The 19,639-nt window shown below is 29.2% G+C and carries 14 protein-coding genes and 1 pseudogene; 5 read left to right on the forward strand and 10 right to left on the reverse strand.

Features of this window, described 5'->3' with window-relative positions:
- Positions 1–62: 62 nt before the first annotated feature.
- From IPK06_00625 to IPK06_00670, 10 genes are all read right to left on the reverse strand, one after another.
- Positions 63–491, reverse strand: a complete 429-nt coding sequence (locus tag IPK06_00625) for a hypothetical protein (GenBank protein MBK7978521.1) — start codon at positions 489–491, stop codon at positions 63–65.
- Positions 478–2,292, reverse strand: coding sequence for a carbamoyltransferase (locus IPK06_00630; protein MBK7978522.1), 1,815 nt, complete (start codon positions 2,290–2,292; stop codon positions 478–480). The genes IPK06_00625 and IPK06_00630 overlap by 14 nt, the downstream gene beginning before the upstream one ends.
- A 41-nt stretch (positions 2,293–2,333) precedes the next feature.
- Positions 2,334–3,302, reverse strand: a complete 969-nt coding sequence (locus IPK06_00635) for a glycosyltransferase (GenBank protein MBK7978523.1) — start codon at positions 3,300–3,302, stop codon at positions 2,334–2,336.
- Between the two features lie 10 nt (positions 3,303–3,312).
- Positions 3,313–4,248 carry a glycosyltransferase family 2 protein gene (locus tag IPK06_00640; protein ID MBK7978524.1) on the reverse strand — a complete coding sequence of 312 codons (936 nt, stop codon included), beginning with the start codon at positions 4,246–4,248 and terminating at the stop codon, positions 3,313–3,315.
- A gap of 237 nt (positions 4,249–4,485) precedes the next feature.
- A complete protein-coding gene (locus IPK06_00645) occupies positions 4,486–4,887 on the reverse strand; it encodes a T9SS type A sorting domain-containing protein (GenBank protein MBK7978525.1) in 402 nt (133 codons plus the stop codon).
- Positions 4,888–5,072: 185 nt separating this feature from the next.
- Positions 5,073–5,339 carry a hypothetical protein gene (locus tag IPK06_00650; protein MBK7978526.1) on the reverse strand — a complete coding sequence of 89 codons (267 nt, stop codon included), beginning with the start codon at positions 5,337–5,339 and terminating at the stop codon, positions 5,073–5,075.
- A gap of 17 nt (positions 5,340–5,356) precedes the next feature.
- On the reverse strand, positions 5,357–5,665 hold the full coding sequence (locus IPK06_00655) for a hypothetical protein (protein MBK7978527.1): 309 nt from the start codon (positions 5,663–5,665) through the stop codon (positions 5,357–5,359).
- Between the two features lie 485 nt (positions 5,666–6,150).
- On the reverse strand, positions 6,151–6,375 hold the full coding sequence (locus IPK06_00660; protein MBK7978528.1) for a T9SS type A sorting domain-containing protein: 225 nt from the start codon (positions 6,373–6,375) through the stop codon (positions 6,151–6,153).
- Between the two features lie 99 nt (positions 6,376–6,474).
- Positions 6,475–9,600 (reverse strand): CotH kinase family protein, encoded by a 3,126-nt coding sequence (locus tag IPK06_00665; protein ID MBK7978529.1) that lies wholly within the window; start codon positions 9,598–9,600, stop codon positions 6,475–6,477.
- A gap of 203 nt (positions 9,601–9,803) precedes the next feature.
- A complete protein-coding gene (locus tag IPK06_00670; GenBank protein ID MBK7978530.1) occupies positions 9,804–12,269 on the reverse strand; it encodes a hypothetical protein in 2,466 nt (821 codons plus the stop codon).
- A 371-nt stretch (positions 12,270–12,640) separates the two neighbouring features.
- On the opposite strand from IPK06_00670, the pseudogene IPK06_00675 reads away from it, so the two are divergent.
- The 5 genes and pseudogenes from IPK06_00675 (at position 12,641) to IPK06_00695 (ending at position 19,633) form a co-directional block, all read left to right on the forward strand.
- Positions 12,641–13,633: pseudogene (locus tag IPK06_00675) on the forward strand (NAD-dependent epimerase).
- Between the two features lie 33 nt (positions 13,634–13,666).
- Complete coding sequence (locus IPK06_00680) at positions 13,667–15,103, forward strand: MBOAT family protein (protein MBK7978531.1); 1,437 nt, start codon at positions 13,667–13,669, stop codon at positions 15,101–15,103.
- A 52-nt stretch (positions 15,104–15,155) separates the two neighbouring features.
- The gene (locus IPK06_00685) at positions 15,156–16,061 is read left to right on the forward strand and encodes a hypothetical protein (GenBank protein ID MBK7978532.1); all 906 of its coding nucleotides are present in this window, start codon (positions 15,156–15,158) and stop codon (positions 16,059–16,061) included.
- A gap of 23 nt (positions 16,062–16,084) precedes the next feature.
- Complete coding sequence (locus tag IPK06_00690; GenBank protein ID MBK7978533.1) at positions 16,085–17,590, forward strand: lipopolysaccharide biosynthesis protein; 1,506 nt, start codon at positions 16,085–16,087, stop codon at positions 17,588–17,590.
- Positions 17,591–17,614: 24 nt separating this feature from the next.
- A complete protein-coding gene (locus tag IPK06_00695) occupies positions 17,615–19,633 on the forward strand; it encodes a hypothetical protein (GenBank protein ID MBK7978534.1) in 2,019 nt (672 codons plus the stop codon).
- The last annotated feature ends 6 nt before the right edge of the window (positions 19,634–19,639 follow it).

A 19,639-nucleotide genomic window follows, 5' to 3' on the forward strand; every position in this document is an offset into this window, starting at 1 on the left:
ATAAATGAAAAATTTGAAAAATTATTTGATTAATCTCACAGTTTTTCTCAGAAACTAACAAATTAGAACATTTTCTCAAGATTTTTGTAAGAGGAGTTTTTTAAGATCCAAAATGAAGTAGTATTTTTTTTATTTGATATATTTAATATATCTTTGCCTAAAATTTTCATTGTATATCCAATTGGAGTTATTATAAGGAAAAAAAGAATTGTTAGAATAATTCTGGAAACAAACCAGCCGAGGACCAAGGCTAAAATCATCCAATATTTATAAATAATAGACAATTTTTTGGGTAAAAGAATCCCGAAAATTGTTAGATACAGCCCGATTAGAATAAAAAATATTGAATGAATCTGGATAGAATTTTTCCAAATAAAAACTAATCCAATCGCAAGAAATATTAGACCTATTGTTAATCCGAATTTCTTTAACGATCTTTCACTAAAATCTATTTGATCAAGTTCGTATTTTGTGTCATTAATCAAGCTCATATTTATCTTTCCAATTTATGGTGTCAATAAATTCGGGTTGATTTTTCTTATCAAGAATAAAATTACCCATTACCAGATAATCCATTTCGGTACGCATAAAACATTTATAAGCATCAAGCGGTGATTCTACAATTGGTTCTCCTCTTACATTAAATGACGTATTTATTATAACCGGGCATCCGGTTTTATCAAAGAACTTTTTTATCAGTTGATGATATCTGGGATTGTCTTCTTTATTTACGGATTGTATTCTTGCCGAATAATCTATATGAGTAACCGCAGGAACTTCCGATCTTACAATATTTAATTTATCAATACCGAATAATTTCTGTTCGGCTTCAGTCATCAAATTTTGCTTTTCTTTTTTAACGTCTGCAACTAAAAGCATATAAGGACTTTCTCTATCGATTTCAAACCAATTACTTATTTCTTCAGCAAGAACCGATGGGGCAAATGGTCTAAAACTTTCTCTGTATTTAATTTTCAAATTCATGATTTTCTGCATTTTAGAAGAACGCGCGTCGCCAATTATTGATCTGTTTCCTAGTGCGCGCGGTCCAAATTCCATTTTCCCTTGAAACCATCCAACGACTTTTTCATCAATTAAATACTGACTTGTATAATCAAATAAAATATCATCCGTTACTTTTTCATGAGGAATTTTTTGTTTATTCAAGAATAATTGAATTTCATCATTTGAATATTCAGTGCCGAAATATGAACCGCCTTGAATTGATCGGGTAGATTTTATCTTAGGATTTTTTAGATAATCATGATAAACCATTAATGCAGAGCCTAAAGCCCCGCCGGCATCTCCGGCCGCTGGTTGTATCCAGATATCTTCAAAAATATTTTCTCGAAGTAAAATTCCATTTGCTACGCAATTCAGGGCAACTCCGCCAGCTAAGCATAAATATTTTTCATTTGTAATTTTCTTTACGTGTCTTGCCATCCTTAGCATAATTTCTTCAGTTACAACTTGAACTGATTTTGCCAAATCCATTTCACGCTGGGTAAGTGTTGATTCTGCTTTTCGTTCAGGACCATCAAACAATTCGGCAAATTTTTTATTTGTCATTCTAAGTCCTGTTGGATAATCAAAATAATCCATATTCATTGTGAAAGAACCGTCTTCCTTCAAATCAATTAAATGATCATAAATTTTCTGGACATATTTAGGTTCACCGTAAGGTGCTAATCCCATTACTTTATACTCGCCGGAATTGACTTTAAAACCTGTGAAATATGTGAATGCCGAATACAATAGTCCAATTGAATGGGGGAAATGCTGTTCCGCTAAAATTTCTATTTTATTCTCATTTCCAATTCCAAAGGATGAAGTTGCCCATTCGCCAACGCCGTCAATCGTTAAAAATGCGGAGTGTGAAAATGGTGAAGGAAAAAATGCAGACGCTGCGTGTGATTCGTGATGTTCTGGAAAAAGAATTTTTCCTTCATAATTTAATTCTTTTTTTATTAAATCTGGAATCCAAAGTTTTTGTTTTAACCATAACGGCATCGCGGTTATGAATGATTCCAAACCTTTACCAGGAAACGCCAAATAGGTTTCCAGAAGTCTGTTGAATTTTAAAAGCGGCTTGTCGTAAAATGCCACAAAATCCAATTGATTGCTTTTAATATCAGCCGATTTTAAGCAAAATTCGATAGCGTGTTTCGGGAAATTATAATCGTGTTTTTTGCGCGTAAATCTTTCTTCCTGCGCAGCTGCAACAATTTTCCCATCTTGAATTAAACAAGCGGCTGAATCATGATAATATGCTGAAATACCTAGAATATACATGACGGAAAGATAAGAAGTAAAATATTAAGAGGAAATATTTCTTATTCTTTTACTTCATTTTTTGGAAAAGAATAAACATCTTCTATAATATAATCTTTAATGTCTTTTGCGTGCGTGAAAATTATTAGTTCACCAACAAGACCTATTGCAAATGCCAATATTCCAAATACAATTAAGAGAATACTTACTAGTACAATTGGTCTGTCCGCAAGCGGAACATCAAAAAATATTCTTTGAATGAAAAGTATAAATCCTAACAACAAACCTAAACTAAAAATAATTAAACCGGATGAACCGAAAAACCTAATAGGTTTTTTTGTGAATTTAATTAAGAAGAATAACGATAAAAGCTCCAAAGCTCTTTGTACATAACTTTGAAGAGGGTATAATTTTTGCCTATAATCTACTTTATGCTGTTTAACTTTAATTTCTTTTACTTTATAGCCTAATCTCCAAGCCCACAATGGCAAAAACCTGTCTTGGTCGCCATACATATAAATATTTTCAAGAATTTCTCTTTTAAATAATCTTACATTACACTTTAAATCATGGAAATGAATTCCAACAAACGATTTGACTATTTTATTAAAGACTTTTGACTGTAAATTATTAAGAAAACTATCTATTCTCGGATATCTCCATCCAACTACCATATCACAATCATTAATATTGTTTACCATATTTGGAATTTCTTCAGCTTCAACTTGCTGAAAAGAAGGAAGCGTAATTATTAAATTGCCTTCGGAGGCCTCGAATCCGGCTTGCAGAGAAGTTGCGTCTCCAAACCATCTTCCTAATTTGACTATTTTAATATTATGATTTTTTTCTCTTAAGAATTTTACTTCATTCAGAACGCCCGGCATATTTCCGTCTATAACAAAAATAATTTCATAACTGAGATTTGTCTTATCTAAATTTTCTTTGTAGGTCTCAAATAGCGGCTTAATGTTATCAAATTCATATTTTTGATAATAAATTATAATTGCCGAAAGATCAAATTTTTTGTTCATTAAAACTCCGTTAAAAAGCTTTGCTGATTTTAAGCTTATACATTTTTTCTATTTTTAAATTTCCGCTCTTGTAAATTAAATGACAAATAATTCCAAGAAATGTAAGTGTGAATGATAAAATTCCGAATAAAGCGGTTGATCCTAAAAGTACAACTAATGGAAAGCCCGGATGAAGCAGCCAAACTGAAAATGTTAAAATCAAAAAGATGATAAACAGTAAACCCGAAATTAGAGCCGCAGTGCCGAAACCGAATAGAGGTTTGTTGAAGGAAGAAAAAACTGTTTTCAACGCAATCAGATCTAATATTACTTTGTATATTCTTGAAAGTCCATATTTGGATGATCCGAATTTTCTTGCATGATGCTTTACGGGAATTTGCGTAAATGAAGCACCTGTCAACGCATTTATAACCGGAAGCAATCTATGCATTTCCGAATACATGGGAAATTTGTTTATCGTTTCCGCTTTATATGAGCGGATTGCGCATCCATTGTCTTTTACCGGAATTCCGGTTACGTTTCTTACTAATGAATTAGCAATTTTTGAAGGGAGTAATCTCGTAAACTGACTGTCTTGTCTATGTTCCCGCCAGCCTAGACATATGTCATTTCCTTCGCCTAGTTTTTCCATCATTCTGCCGATATCCGATGGATCATTTTGGAGATCGCCATCCATAGTTACAATATATTTACCAACAGCATTTTGAAACCCTGCATGTAAGCCTGTTGTTTGTCCGTAATTTTTCTTAAGCTTAACGACTTTTAATCGAGGATCACTTTTTGCAATTTCCAACATTTTATTTAAGGTATTATCCTTGCTTCCATCGTCAACTAAAATCAGTTCGTAGCTATAGGTAAGTTTAGCCATTGACTCAGTTACAGCATCATAAAGAGGCTTAATAGAATCTTCTTCGTTATAAAAGGGAATTACAATTGATAAATCCATTGGGTCTAAATTTATTTAAAAAATTAGAATTTCATAAACCATACCAAAAAAATAGCAATATTTGGCTCAAAAAAATACATAAACTTGAAAATAAAGTTTCGTTTTAAAACTAATTGCTGATTTTTATCAAAATGAGATTTCTGATAGGGTATTATCGGTTAATTTATTGTTTTGTTAACTTATAAATTTTTAATGAAGTTTATTCATCCATAATTACAAATTCCCAGTTTTCACAACCTATTTAATCAGATTCATTTTTTTAACTTGAGAGAATTTGCCGTCAATGTTCAATTGGTAAATATATGTACCGCTGGCAAGTCTGGAGCCATCGATATCTATTTCATGTATTCCGCCGCTTAATTCTTCATCCAATACAGCCAATACTTTCTCTCCCAATATATTATATACATCCAACTTTACCACTCCGGTTTCCTTCATCTTCACTTGTACCTTGGTACTCGGGTTAAACGGATTTGGATAATTCTGACTTATTCCATATTCTGCCGGTATTACTTCTTCTTCTCCCTCGTCTACTGCCGATGAACTGTTTGCTCCGTATATCTCCGCTTCCCATACATTGGACCATTGTCCCGGATTATTTTTTGTCCCTATTATTTCCAACTCTACATATCTTCCCAATACTTCCTCTCCTATTATTGTCTCACTCCATTCCGTACTATCCGATTCCTTTGAACTTACTATTTCTTCCCAATTCTTCTTATCCTTGGATACCTTTACATTATATGTATATGTTCTACCTTTATCATAGTAAAAAAATGAAAATCTTGTCCTTTTTATCTTTTTCTCTTCCCCTAAATCTAATATCAATGTTGAAGGTATTGTCTGTGTTGCCCATCTTCCATTTCCTTCTCCATCATTTTTCCTTTTCCATCTATTACTCCTCTAGGTGTTGTATTGGTATCTGTTGTTGAACTTGCCTCTACTCCAATTATTGTCAATTTCTCTTCTTTCGTTTCTGTACTTTCAAATTGTACGCTTGTGTGGCTTTCCGGATTGGTGATATTCTCAAAGTTTTTCCCCGTTATTATTGTACTTACTGTGCCTTCAAAATCCCACTTTATTCCCAGCAAACTAACTTTGCTTATGTCTATTTTCCCTCTAATACAAATCTTCCTACTAATGTCTTTTTAGATATTACATCGTTGCCGATAAACGATACGAATGTCAATTCCGCTGTTCCGTCTATGTTCTCTATGCCTACGTATAGATCCGGTGTGTTCAATAGTTCTGAGCTTCCTTCAACATAACTCAGTTTTAAGCTTGATAATTCTAATTCTTGGTTTATGCTTAACGCGCACTGATAGCTTGTAAGTTCAAATGATTCTCCTACATTCTCTATATATACTTCCGCACTTACTTTATCTATCCCTTCTATTTTTATATCTTCTATACTCATCTTATATCTTACTTGGCCTATAAGAATTGAAGAATAGAACAATATACTTAAAACACTAAATAAATAAAATTTTAGTTTTTTATTTTCATAAAAATTGGTAAGTTTGTACCGCATTACAAATACTCCCATTCCTTTTGTTAATGCATTTAGGGCTAACAAGTTGCCGCTTGTTAGCCTTTCTTATTTATACGCTTTTACATCCAGTTTTCCTTTGAATATGAGTAGATCAATGCCAATAATGATGCCAATGTGATTAAGCTCACAAAAGTTTACAATTAGTGTTGAAAATCAATTTGACGTTTTTAATGTATCAAATTGTTAGTTTTTATTAGAACAAATGATATGAAAGTATTATTAATTTGGGACAAGAAATGATGATAGAAATTGAGATTTAAATGCTTGAGTTGAATTATAAACTTTATACTTGAAGAATGAAATGAACTTTGGCCTAAAATTTAAAAAGTATCGATCGAATTAATTCGAATCTATTTAAGAAGTATCATTTTTCTAAGTTGAATAAAATCGCCTGCGGTAATTTTATAAAAATAAATTCCGCTTGACAAATTACCGGCATCGAAAATTAATTCATAATTTCCCGCATATTGTTTTTGGTTAACCAAGGTCGCTACTTCTTTTCCAAGTATATTATAGACCTTTATGACATAGTTTTTTTTGATTTGTAGTAATATTATAACCAGTATTTGGTGCAATTGAATATCTTATTTTTGTTGTTGGATTAAATGGATTTGGATAGTTTTGAAATAATGCAAAATTGGTTGGTATTTCATTTAAATTAAAATCTAATCCTGTTAATTTTGAAAAATTAACCTTAATTGTTCTGTTTTTGTTGCCTTAAAAGTTAATATTGAATCAACAGAAATTATAGAATCATTTTCAGACCAATATTCAAATACCCAACCGTCACTAGGTAGTGCGGTAAGACTGACATTTGTTCCTCTAAGATATCGGCCTGATCCGTTAACTTTTCCAGCTTGCGATGAGTCATAAATTGCGTTTATAAAATAAACTTCATTTCCATTTTGATTTATAATAATGCTTTTGGATATAAAAGCATTTTTGAATGTAATTTTTGCATTCCTGTTTAAAGAATCTTGATTACTTGAACAAAATATCTTCAGTGTAGTACCACTTTCAATGGAATCTTTATCAATAATAAGCCAAGTAGTATCCGCAAAAATTTTCCAATTAGAATTTGTGTTAATATTAACATAAATAGAAATGCTATCTGAAGGAATATTAATTGAATCATTTAAAATATTATTAAATGACAAGAAAATTGAATTTCTCTTTCCCGGTGTACCTAAAATGCTGTGTGAGGACTGCCAGTTTTCACCAATAGAATTATCAAGATCAGGGTGTTTTAACTCCAAAGTTGTCCCGCTGCCATCTGGTTCAACAGGCCAAGGGAATTTATCATCAAATCTTACACTATCTATCAATCTTAGATTATTGTCAAATAAACGTAAATTCTCACCACTTCCTGAAAATCCAAATCCTAAATTACCAATTGAATTTGTAACACTGGGGAAAAGAGATGAAAATTTTGCTGAATCATTTACCAGAACCAAGAAGTTATCAGGTCTTAATATTGTCTCAGAAGGAATAATGAATGAATGATCATTATCTTCATCTTTAAATATCCAATTTGAAATATCTACAGAATCATTTGAGTTATTATAAATTTCAACCCAATCATCTGAATCAAAATCAATATTTGATTTATAGTTTATCTCATTAATTATAATATTAGGTATTTCTGTTGGTTCAATAATTTTAAAATTTGCAATGATATTATTAGAATCAGTCGGAACATATGTAATTTCTCTATTGGAAGAAGTAACACTACCACTCCAACCAATAAATTCATATCCTGGATTCGGTAATGCTATAAGTTTTATAGGTATTCCAGTAAAATATTCACCAGTCCAATTATTTGAATCAATTTTTAATGTGTTTATTTGTACAAAACCAGCTTCATTATTTGGAAAATTCAAGTTTAATGTTGTAACTCCATTTAAACCGAACTGATCAATAAAATGCTGGTTCATATATTGAAGGCGATTATTCGCAAAATTCCTTAATACATCAACTTCTTCGTTCCATTTTACAATATTATTTGGAGCTCCCCAACGTGAAATATGTCGTGGCATTTCATTTTCAATAACATGTTTAATTGAATCAATGATTGGAATTACTACTTCCGGTTTAAAAATCGAATTATGAAAATCCGCATATCTGTTGATGAACTTATTTTTAAATTCAATATTATTAATTAAACCATTAAAGATAACTGATGGATAATTGTTTTCATTTGTTATTTTATTAAACATATTTGTTGTTAAATGTGAAGCACTAAAACCAAAAGCAATATCAGTATCAAATAATATCCATCTCCATTTGCCAGTATTTTGAGAACGCCAAAACTTCATATTGTTGGGAAACCAATCACCATTTGAAAAGTACATTTCAGAAATCATATATGTGATATAATTATCAATATCCATTTGTGATTCAATGTACTTGTAGCTAGTTGTATCTCTAAGATCATTTGCAGCTATGAAATTATACATATTTCTATAATGGGTTGAGCTACCTTGAACAACCGTGTATTTATATTCCAAAATATCTAGTGAATCATTATTTACATTATTGTGTTTAGAAATATAATTATTATTGTTCCTTTCTCTAATATTATGAATTCCCCAATATTGGCCATTGATAAAAACAATCGCTGGTCTGTATGCCATAGTTTCCATATCTAAATTTTTAACCAATGTATGCATCATACCATCTCTCATCATAGTTTTGGAATTATCATTTCCAGAACTTCTTAATACGATTGCATCGTATTCACTAAATTTTAGATTTGGGAATATTTTATATTTTATATTATTTGTTCCATAATTATTTGTATTTATTTCTAATGACTTTTGAGGTAAAATTCTTGTACAACCACCATGTATTTGAACTCCGGCATCAATACTAAATCCTAAAGTTTCATCAGTTTCATAAAATTCAAGATGCGTTGGTCTTTCCCAATCTTGGTTCCAATTAGCTGTATCACCACAACTTCCTTTTTTACCATTATTACCCTTAACATAAATACCAATTTCGTTATCAAAAAAGTTAGCTGGATTTGTAGAAAGTGAAATAACAGGGAGATTTGTATTTTCATTTATAAAATAAGAGTGAGTAATTATTTTACTTGGCAATAATCCTTTCTCGAAAGTAATTGCTCTTAATACTTTTGTACTTGAAATAATAACTGGATTTGTATACTTAAATGATGTTTCTGATGGTTCTGAACCATCTAGTGTATAATAGATTTCTGCGCTATCTCTTGATGTTGATAATATCACTTCGATTTCACTATTGTAAAATCCGCCGTCACTGGAAAAAACAGGTTCTTCTGTTAATGCGTTATATCCAATAGTATTATTTTCATTACGCGGTGTTGGAGATGGAAAGAATAACCATTCCGTTTGGTTATTGAAATTTCTACCTAATGAAAAATCATTTGGTATAGCTGGAAACTCAACCTGATCGATTATATATCCACTGTTATCAACTAAAAAAATTGATTCGCCTGATGAACTGATTTTAAAATTTGTATGAAACTCATTTGTTGTTTTATTTTTATCGGAAGCAAAAACAATTATATACTGATTTGGAAATAAAGAAAAATCTGGGAATGTCCATTTGTTTAATAAGCTAATATCATCTGATAAAGAAAAGCCGTTAAGGGAAATAATTGTGTCGTTTGGATTATATATTTCAATCCAATCCGAAAAATCACCGTCTTCATCTTGTAAAACTGAAGAGTTTGAGGACATTATTTCATTTATTACAACTGATTGAGCAAATAAACGAGTGAAGAAAAGTATAAAAAACATTAATAAAAAATTATTTTTCATTGATTTTATTGCCATTATTTACATAAAAATAGTATAAAAAAATCATAATTTGAAAATTGATAAAAGTATTTTCAAAAACAATATTTATAATGGGATCAGGTTGTGCTGTAAGACACTTTTAAGAAATGTTTACTTATTCTCTAAATATGGATTAATTAACCTTATAGGAGTCGAGAATTGTTTGAATTATATATTTGTTAGAGTTAAGGAACTTGTGACTTTTTTAAGATATTTTTATTTATAATTGAATAGTCCAGTACGTTTATTGTTCCATTTAGATCTAAGTCACCGTTATTATATCCCTTGTACAATATTTTATTGGCAACAATACCAAAGTCTAAGTTATTGATGACTCCATTTGCGTCACCATCACCTCCAAGCATTCCATAAACCCCATTTTTAAGCTCCTTTAAGGCATTTTTACCATATGCCGCGTCTTGAGATTTTGTGAAATCATAACTAATCGGGATGCCATTTTTTATTGAGACCTTATTTTTACTCATTATCGAAAGATGATTTCGGTGATGGATTGCTATATAATAATCTCCTGAAGTTATATCATTAAATGAAAAATCAAAACCATCAGAATTGAAAATTTGCCCATTAGAATTAAGTACTGCGGGTTTTCTATAACTAATATTATTTATTTCCGATCTTAATTCTATTAAAAGCCAGTCAACGTAATTTGTTTTTGAACTTGAAATTGAAATATCTTCATTATAATTCCAAGGATTTATACTAAATGGTTGATTTGTAGGAATTTCAGAACTATTATTCATAACATTGCCATTAAAAGCAGTTTCTAAAAATACTTTTAGGATATGTACTTGAGGTTCTTCTTCAGGTTCAACTACTGAACTTTCACTATTTTGAACAGCGCCAATATTTGGTTTTTTTATGTTTATTGAATTACCAAATCTATCTTTAAAGTTTTCCGGAATAATTAAATTACCTGAATAATCTTTAAACGATGAAAGATCTTTACCGTTTACTAAAGCAATACTATTGCTTGGCAATGAGAAATTATTGTTTATCAGATCATTTTTATTGCCAATAAATTGTATGTTATCCGCTACTAATTTAGATGCTTCAGATTGATTTAAGTCATTAAATTCTTCAACAGAGTAACTTTTATTACTTGTTACGTAAAAAATAATTTTACTACTTTTATTTTGTAAGTTTTCGCTGAAAATTAAATTATTTGAGTGATTTGTAGGTTTTGAAGTACTAAGTCTTAATGGTGTACTTCTTTCAGTGCCTACATTTATATAAAGATTATTAATATAAAAAGCAGTTGTTTTTCCATTTGAACCGCCTCCATCAAAAAGATGAGGATAATCAATGAGATTAATAAAAGTATTGTTGATAAAAAAATTGGAATTAGTTTCCTTTTCTTGCTGCGTATCGGCAATAATTTGTGAACCAAAACCTCCGGCGCCTCTGGCATGAACATTTGAAGAAGTCTTGGTCATATTTTCAAAAATATTTGAAAATATATAATTATTGCTGGATGAAATCTGTAATCCAAAAATAATATCATGAATATAATTATTATAAAATTTTACATAAGTATTAGGATCTGTTCCCCAAGTTCCACCTGCGCTAACTTGCAAAGCTTTTCCAAAATTGTTGCGCGGTGAGGTAATTTCATTATTATAAATTTCATGGTATTGAGAGTTATCTGAAAAACCTATTACATAAATAGACATCCACCAGTCAAGAATAAAGTTATTTTTTAATATCCAAAAATTTGTTCCGCTTGCAGGAGCAATACATGTTGGCGTTCTTCTAGTGTAAAAAACATAATCATAGTTCCAATCACTATTTATTATACAGTTTGAGACAGTAACATAATCGGAAGTTTTATCTGAACTAAAATTTCTGTCACCAAATATTCCTCTCCAGTTTGTATACTTTCCTATATTACATTTCTCAAATGTAATATAATCGGCACCGCTTAATTCAATTGATGAATATAATCCACCTTGAATATCAAGATTTTCAAAAGATAAAAAATCTCCTCTAATATCAATAGTACATGAAGTATTAACTATGCCAGGTAAAATTATACTTGAAAAATAATTTGCTGGGTTGCTAGGTGCATATAAATATAGTGAGTTATTATTATAATCAAAATAAAATTGATGACTTTCACATACACCATTTGTACCATCTCCATTATCACCTAAAAGTAAATTTCCTTCAGCGCTTGAAGACGTCAATTTATAATAATGAGCTAAATTTGCTTCTTGATCGTTAAGCCATAATCTATCAATAGGAGTTTCGCAATCTAGTTTAATTTCCCATACATTTTTTAATTCGCTTACTTTTTTCCAACTTCCGCTTAATTGCCAATTTTCTAACAAACTTCTTGAACTAATAATTGGTTTGTCACCACTTCCATAAGAGGAAAATAAAATTGGGTTATTTTTATTACCGGAATCATTTATTTCAATAGTACTGTTAAACCAAATATCGTCACTTTTGAATAAAATTTTATCTCCGGGAAAAAATTTAATAGAAGCTAATTTATTTAGTGTTTTAATAGGCTTATCTTGAGATTTACCATTATTTTGATCATTACCTAAACTATTGGAAATATAATAAGTAGTTTGACCAAATATTGATAATGATAATATTATATTCAAAATAAAAAGTTTTCTTATCATAATGTTTTCTCATCATCTAAAGAATAATCAAATAATTATATAAGTATCGAAAAAAAATACAAATATTATATTGTTAACATTATACAACTATTAAGCCAAAAGGTTTTTTGCAATATTTTAGTTTTTAACAGTGTAAATTTTTCCGAAAATGAAACGATAATACCGGTGTTTTTAACATTTATTTCGTCGGCATAATTATTGTTTTATTTTAAGAATATTTGTTAAAAAATATAGCAATACATTAGAATTTTTAATAAGTTACTCCAATCATTTAAAAATATTTAGAAATCATGTATATAACTTATTCAAAAAAAATAAGTTAACTGTGATTCATATGGCGAAGCTTTAAAGAAATTAAACAAAATCATATTATGAAAAAAATATTAGTTACTGGCGCAGCCGGATTTATCGGTTTTCATTTAATTCGTAAATTAGCTCAAAATAACTATCAAATTTATGGATTAGATAACATTAATGATTATTACGATACAAAATTAAAGTTTGACAGATTAGATTTGCTTAAGCCAAATAAGTGTTTCATTTTTAACCAAATCGATGTATCACATAGAGACATTTTCTTAGAATATTTTGCAGAAATCAAACCAGATATTGTTGTTCATTTGGCGGCACAAGCAGGTGTTAGATATTCTATTTCGCATCCTTATTCTTACTTGGATAGCAATTTGGTTGGTTTTTTAAATTTACTTGAAGCATCTAAAAAACATAATGTTGAACATTTAATTTTTGCTTCATCAAGTTCAGTTTATGGCGCAAATACAAAAGTACCTTTTTCTGAATCTGATAATGTAGATCACCCCGTATCACTTTATGCGGCTACAAAAAAAGCAAATGAATTATTAGCGCATAGCTACGCGAATTTGTATAAAATACCTGTAACAGGCTTAAGATTTTTTACTGTTTATGGTCCATTTGGAAGACCTGATATGGCGTACTTTTCTTTTACAAAAAACATTATTGAAGGAAAGACTATTGATGTATTTAATTCAGGTAATCTTTACCGAGATTTTACTTACATCGATGATATTGTAAGTGGTATTGAACAACTGTTATTTAAGCCGCCCATCCCAAATTTAAATTGGGATCGTGAAATTTCTGATCCTTCTACCAGTTTTGCACCGTATAGAATTTTTAATATTGGAAATAATCAACCAATTAAATTGTCTCAGTTTATTGAAACATTAGAGAAAATAATTGGGATTAATGCGGAAAAAAAATATTTACCAATGCAGCAAGGTGATGTTGAAACAACTTATGCAGATACTAACAAACTTTATGAAATTACCGGTTTTAAGCCTTCTACATCAATTGAAGTAGGTCTTAAAAAATTTGTTGATTGGTATAAAAATACTACAATAAATAATCAAAAAAAAAATAATATGCTTTTTAACTCAATTGAATTTGCAATTTTCTTACCTTTAGTTTTTGTATTATATTGGTTTGTATTTCATAAAAATCTAAAAATTCAAAATTTATTTTTACTTATCGCCAGTTATTACTTTTATGCGTGTTGGGACTGGCGTTTTTTATTTTTACTTATATTCTCAACATTTTTAGATTATTTTACCGGTATAAAAATCTATGAAGGGAAAAATAAAAAGGAGAAGCTATTTTGGCTTTGGTTAAGCATTTCAGTTAATTTAGGATTTTTAGGCTTATTTAAGTATTATAACTTTTTTGCTGAATCTTTAGTTGATACGCTTACATTTTTTGGAATTAAATTAAACATTTGGACATTGCATGTTATTTTGCCGGTAGGAATCTCATTTTATACTTTTCATGGTTTATCTTATGTAATTGATTTATATAATAATAGAATTAAACCGGAAAAAGACTATATCAACTATGCTGTTTTTGTAAGTTTTTTCCCATTGTTAGTTGCCGGACCAATTGAACGAGCTACCCATCTTTTACCTCAGATAATTAAAAAAAGAGAATTCAATTATACGAAAGCTGTTAACGGCCTACGACAAATTTTATGGGGTTTATTTAAGAAAATTGTTATTGCAGATAATTGTGCAGAATACGCAAACCTTATTTTTAATAATTCTCAATCTTATTCCGGAAGTACTTTAGTTTTAGGAGTTATATTATTTGCGTTTCAGATTTATTGTGACTTTTCAGGGTATTCTGATATTGCTTTGGGAACTGCTAGGCTTTTTGGAATTGATCTTTTGAGAAATTTTGCATTCCCATACTTTTCACGCGATATAGCAGAGTTTTGGAGACGCTGGCATATTTCACTATCTTCTTGGTTTAGGGACTATCTATATATTCCACTTGGCGGCAGTCGCGGTGGAACTTGGATGCGTGTTAGAAATACTTTTATCATTTTTGTGGTTAGCGGTTTTTGGCACGGTGCAAATTGGACATTTATAATATGGGGAGCACTAAACGCTTTATATTTTCTCCCTTTGCTTTTGACAAATTCAAATAGACAAAACCTTGAAATTATTGCAAAAGGGAAGCTTTTTCCTTCAATCAAGGAATTCATTTCAATGATGACTACATTCACATTAACTTTACTTGCTTGGGTTTTCTTTAGAGCAGATAGTGTTAAGGATGCGATAAATTATTTAAGTGAAATTTTTTCATCCACTCTATTTAAAATGCCGGAAGTTTTTCCTCAAACCATCATCGTATTAATAATTTTTTTCATTATTATTGAATGGCTTGGACGTGAACATCAATACGCTATAGAAAACATAAATATAAAATTTTCAAAACCACTAAGATGGGCATTTTATTACGCTGTAATTATTGCCATATTTGTATTTAGCGGGTCTCAACAACAATTTATATACTTCCAATTTTAGATTAATGAAAAATTTTTCATTATAACATTTATATTTTCACTTTGCTGCCTCCTTGCAAATTTATTTAATTGATTTTGTTGTAAACAATGGATTGAAAAAATCAGATTATAAATATTATCATGAATGGAATCAAATATATAATTCAAAAATTAATGCTGATCTAATTGTTTTGGGTAGTTCAAGAGCAACAGGCCACGTTGACCCTCAAATTTTAGATACATTATTAGGTATCGACAGCTATAATTTAGGTATGCCGGCTTATAAAATAAATATGCAGTTGGCAAGGTTTTCGGTTTATCTTAAATACAATAAAAAGCCAAATTATATTATTCAGATTTTGGATTTCAATACATTTGCAAAAAAACAGCAACCTTATCAAATTCAGCAATTCTATCCGTATTTTAGCGATACAATTATAACAAATACATTAAAACACGAATTTAATGTGTTAAATTGGGCTATTTTTAATATTCCATTATATCGTTATGCAGGTGAAACCCAATTGATTAAAATGGGAATTCTTGAATATTTCAAAATAAAACATTATGATGAATTTATTGGTTATAAAGGTTATTATGCCGGAGATAAAAAATGGGACGGCACATTTGATAAATTTGTTAAAGATAATTCTAAAGGTGTGGAAATTGAAATTAATGATCAAAGTGTCAACATTTTCAATGGATTTTTAAAAAAATGTAAAAATGAAAATATAAAAGTCTATTTAGTACTTGCACCTGAATATCATGAATTATTTCACTATTTACTTAATAGAAAACAAGTACAAGAGATTTATAAAAATTTTGAGAGGGAATATGGGTTTAATTTTATTGACTATTCCGATAACCCAATTTCATTTAATAAATCACTTTTCTATAATTCACAACATTTAAATAGAAAAGGCGCTGAAATGTTCACTAGAGATTTATCATTAAAAATTAAAAATGTTATGAATAATTAATATAAGAGATAGTAGTATAAAATATGCAAAAATCGCTTACTGATAGAACATTAACTGGAATAAATTGGAATGTACTAAAAATATATGGAAAAGCAGGAATAAATATAATTGTTGGGGTAATTCTTGCCCGATTGCTTCCTCCATCTGATTTCGGACTAGTTGGAATGACAGTTATTTTCACGGGCTTAGCGGACTTATTTTCTACATTGGGAATGGGTTCTTCTGTAATAAAATTAAAATTCCTTTCAGATACGCATATTTATATTGCAACTTTAACAACAACACTTTTAGGGATAATAATCTTTTTTATATTTTACCTTTTATCACCAATTATTGCCAATTTTTACAATGAACCCAGATTATTAAGTATACTAAGAATACTTTCTCTTGTTTTTATACTAAAAGGTATGTCTACAGTAAGTTATAGTTTAATAATGAGAGAAATGGATTTTAAATCTATTTTAAAAATTGAATTAGTGTCATTTATTTTTGGATATAGTTTAATAACAATTGTTTTGGCATTAAGTGGATTTGGGGTATGGAGTTTGGTAATAGGAAGAATAGCCTCAGTGGTTGTAAGCAATATCCAAACACAAATTAGAAAACCAATCCAATTAAAATTAGTTTTTAGTAAAAAAGAATTTAACGAATTATTTGCATTTGGTTCGGGAGTGAGCATAAGTAAATTGTTAAATTATATTGCCTCTAACATTGATTATTTGATCATAGGAAAGTTCTTAAACTCATTTCAATTGGGTCTTTACCAGAGGTCATATAATTTAATGACATTACCGATTTCTCAAATGTCAGGTAGTATTTATAGTGTTTTGTTTCCTGCGTTTTCAGCGGTTCAAGATGATGTTCAAAAATTAAGAACAGCATATTTAAGAACAATAAAAACAGTAGTATTTATATTATATCCGTTACTTACCATGTTTTACATTGGCGGTGAATATATAATACTTGGATTATATGGACAAAAGTGGCATGGAGCAATAAATGCATTTAAAATCCTAACTTTATCAGGATTTTTCAGCTCAACATTAAGTTATTCAGGGGCAATAGCGCACGCAACAGGGAAGGTTTTTAATGAAGTTTTTCAACAGTTTGTTTATGTAACTGTTCTTTCAATTGGAGTATTTTACGGCATCAAATATAATATTGAAGGAGCTGCGATAGCGGTTGTTGTTGCATTAATTATTTTATTTATCTTGCAAAGCCAACTTGCAATTAAGATAGCAAAAATCCCATTTAAAGAATTTTTATTAAGCTTTTTCCCCGGGATATTTGTTTCAGCTGTTGTTTTCGCAAGCAACAATTTACTGATTTATTTATTTGATAGTACAATGCGTGAATTGCCATACCCAATTAAACTTATTCTTTTGGTTGGAGTTACATTAACAACTATTATTATATGTATATTATTTATGCCGAAAAGTATTAAAGGCGATGTAGTTGATTGGTTAATTTCAAAATATAACAATAAAATACCGAGACAATTCAAAGATCTTTATTATAAATATAACTAAGTCACTAAAACCAATAAATAATATATGTATAAACCTAAAATAACAAAAACTCAAAGTTATTTATTATTGCTTATCTCTATAATTTTTTTGATTGGCGCCTGGTTTCGTTTCAAAGGTCTTGGTAAATGGCCGTTTGCCTTGGACGAATATTACATAATTAAATCTGTCCAAAATATTTTAATTAATGGTTTCCCTCAATTCGATTTCGGAGGATACTATAATAGAGGGATTTTATACCAATACATGATTGCACTATTAATGTTGACCGGAATAAAAGCTGAATTTGCCTCAAGATTAATTCCAGTTATTCTTAATTTATTGGCAATACCAGCTTTATTTAAGATAACTAAAAAGATTTCTAACAGTAGTATTGCATTTGTGGCTATAGTATTTTTTACATTTTCTTTGTGGGAGATTGAGTTTTCTAGATTTGCCAGGATGTATTCTTTTTTTCAAACCATATTCATATGGTATTTATATTTCTTATTCAAGTATCTTTTTGATAAAGATAATAGATCGCTTAAATGGATGTTTGGGTTAAGTATAATAAGTATATTTATATATGAAGCCAGCATTTTTATCGCAATGCTGAATTTTATTATCTTCATTTGGGATAGAAAAGAAAAAAATTTCAAGTTCAATTTAAATTTTTTAAAAGAATTACGTTATCAATTTATATTCTCGTTATTGATCCTAATTTTTACGATTGGATTTACACTTTTTGACTTTAGGACATTAAATTCTACTAATTTACTTCCTCCCGAATTATTGACTTATTTTAACGAAATAAGTAAGGCATCAAAATTTAGGAAACCGTTTATTCTGTTATATTCTTCAACTTTTTCAATTAGTGGTATCCTTTTTACAATCACGATGATAGTAATAACTTTAATTGGTTTAGTTAAAATTTATAAAACTGAAAATACTAACTTGCTTACAAAAATTTCATTAGCTACAATTATAATATTATCCATACACAATCTTTATTCTATAATGTTTGTTTTGAGTTTAATTTTTCTACTTTTAGATTGGATTAAAATCAACGAATCAAGTAAGAAGTATTTAAAAATTTTTGGTGCATTAATTTTAGTTGAATTTATAGTGCAAAATTTATTTGCTATAGTCAACCCATCATGGAAATTATTAGTTCACTATAAGGTTGGTGCGGGTTTAATTAACAGTCTGAAAATATTGTGGAAGGAATTCCTGAATTATCCCAATTTTTATGAACTATTTACATTATTTAGAATTATATATTTTAAATATACGATAGGTTCGATATTAATACTTTCAATTGGCACAACAATATTGATTTTTAAAAAAGGTAACAAATATTTTCCACCTAAATTATTTTTTGCTCTTTTTTTTGTTTTGCTTTTAGTTGTAACTTTTATAAATACAAAATTCTTTGAGACTAGGTATTTCTTCTTTTTATTTCCAATGTTTATTATTTGTGTCCTTTTTTCACTAAATGAAATATTGAACCAGCTCTTAAGAAATGAAAACATCAGAAAAATAACTTTTGTTTTTTTGAGTTTAGCATTCTTTTTTATTTCCGGGGATTTTAATGCAAATCATCTCTTAAATATTGATACTGCAAAAATAAATTTTAGAACAGAAATGAATAAAAATTTACGAAATCATTTCTACCCCAGATGGGATTCAAGAGCAGTCTCAGATATTATAAATAAAATATCTCAAAAAAATGATATAATTATAAGCAATGAACAAATATCAAGCTATTATTTGAAGAGATTAGATTATTTATATAGATATTATACAAGTGACGATTTTGTACTTGAATCAGTGAATAGTGGCAAAAACGAAAGATGGACAAACGCTAAATTAATTTATCAGTATGATGATTTAGTGAAAATTCTATCAGATAGCGATAATCCGAAATGGTTAATAATTAATAAAACTTGGGGAATAAAATTATTAGAAAAACAAGGGTTATTTAAATTAGTTGATAAATATACTTTCTATAAAGATCAAGATAGTACAACATTTTTATATAAAATACCGAAAAACGTGAATTTTTAATAATTG

This window comes from Ignavibacteriota bacterium, assembly GCA_016713565.1.
Classification (GTDB): domain Bacteria; phylum Bacteroidota; class Ignavibacteria; order Ignavibacteriales; family Melioribacteraceae.

What these genes read in the sequence shown, in the direction of transcription:
- IPK06_00655 (MBK7978527.1), bottom strand. Translation starts at nt 5,665, where the DNA reads ATGAGTATAGAAGATATAAAAATAGAAGGGATAGATAAAGTAAGTGCG.
- IPK06_00640 (MBK7978524.1), bottom strand. Translation starts at nt 4,248, where the DNA reads ATGGATTTATCAATTGTAATTCCCTTTTATAACGAAGAAGATTCTATT.
- IPK06_00680 (MBK7978531.1), top strand. Translation starts at nt 13,667, where the DNA reads ATGCTTTTTAACTCAATTGAATTTGCAATTTTCTTACCTTTAGTTTTT.
- IPK06_00665 (MBK7978529.1), bottom strand. Translation starts at nt 9,600, where the DNA reads ATGAAAAATAATTTTTTATTAATGTTTTTTATACTTTTCTTCACTCGT.
- IPK06_00625 (MBK7978521.1), bottom strand. Translation starts at nt 491, where the DNA reads ATGAGCTTGATTAATGACACAAAATACGAACTTGATCAAATAGATTTT.
- IPK06_00630 (MBK7978522.1), bottom strand. Translation starts at nt 2,292, where the DNA reads ATGTATATTCTAGGTATTTCAGCATATTATCATGATTCAGCCGCTTGT.
- IPK06_00695 (MBK7978534.1), top strand. Translation starts at nt 17,615, where the DNA reads ATGTATAAACCTAAAATAACAAAAACTCAAAGTTATTTATTATTGCTT.
- IPK06_00635 (MBK7978523.1), bottom strand. Translation starts at nt 3,302, where the DNA reads ATGAACAAAAAATTTGATCTTTCGGCAATTATAATTTATTATCAAAAA.
- IPK06_00690 (MBK7978533.1), top strand. Translation starts at nt 16,085, where the DNA reads ATGCAAAAATCGCTTACTGATAGAACATTAACTGGAATAAATTGGAAT.
- IPK06_00670 (MBK7978530.1), bottom strand. Translation starts at nt 12,269, where the DNA reads ATGATAAGAAAACTTTTTATTTTGAATATAATATTATCATTATCAATA.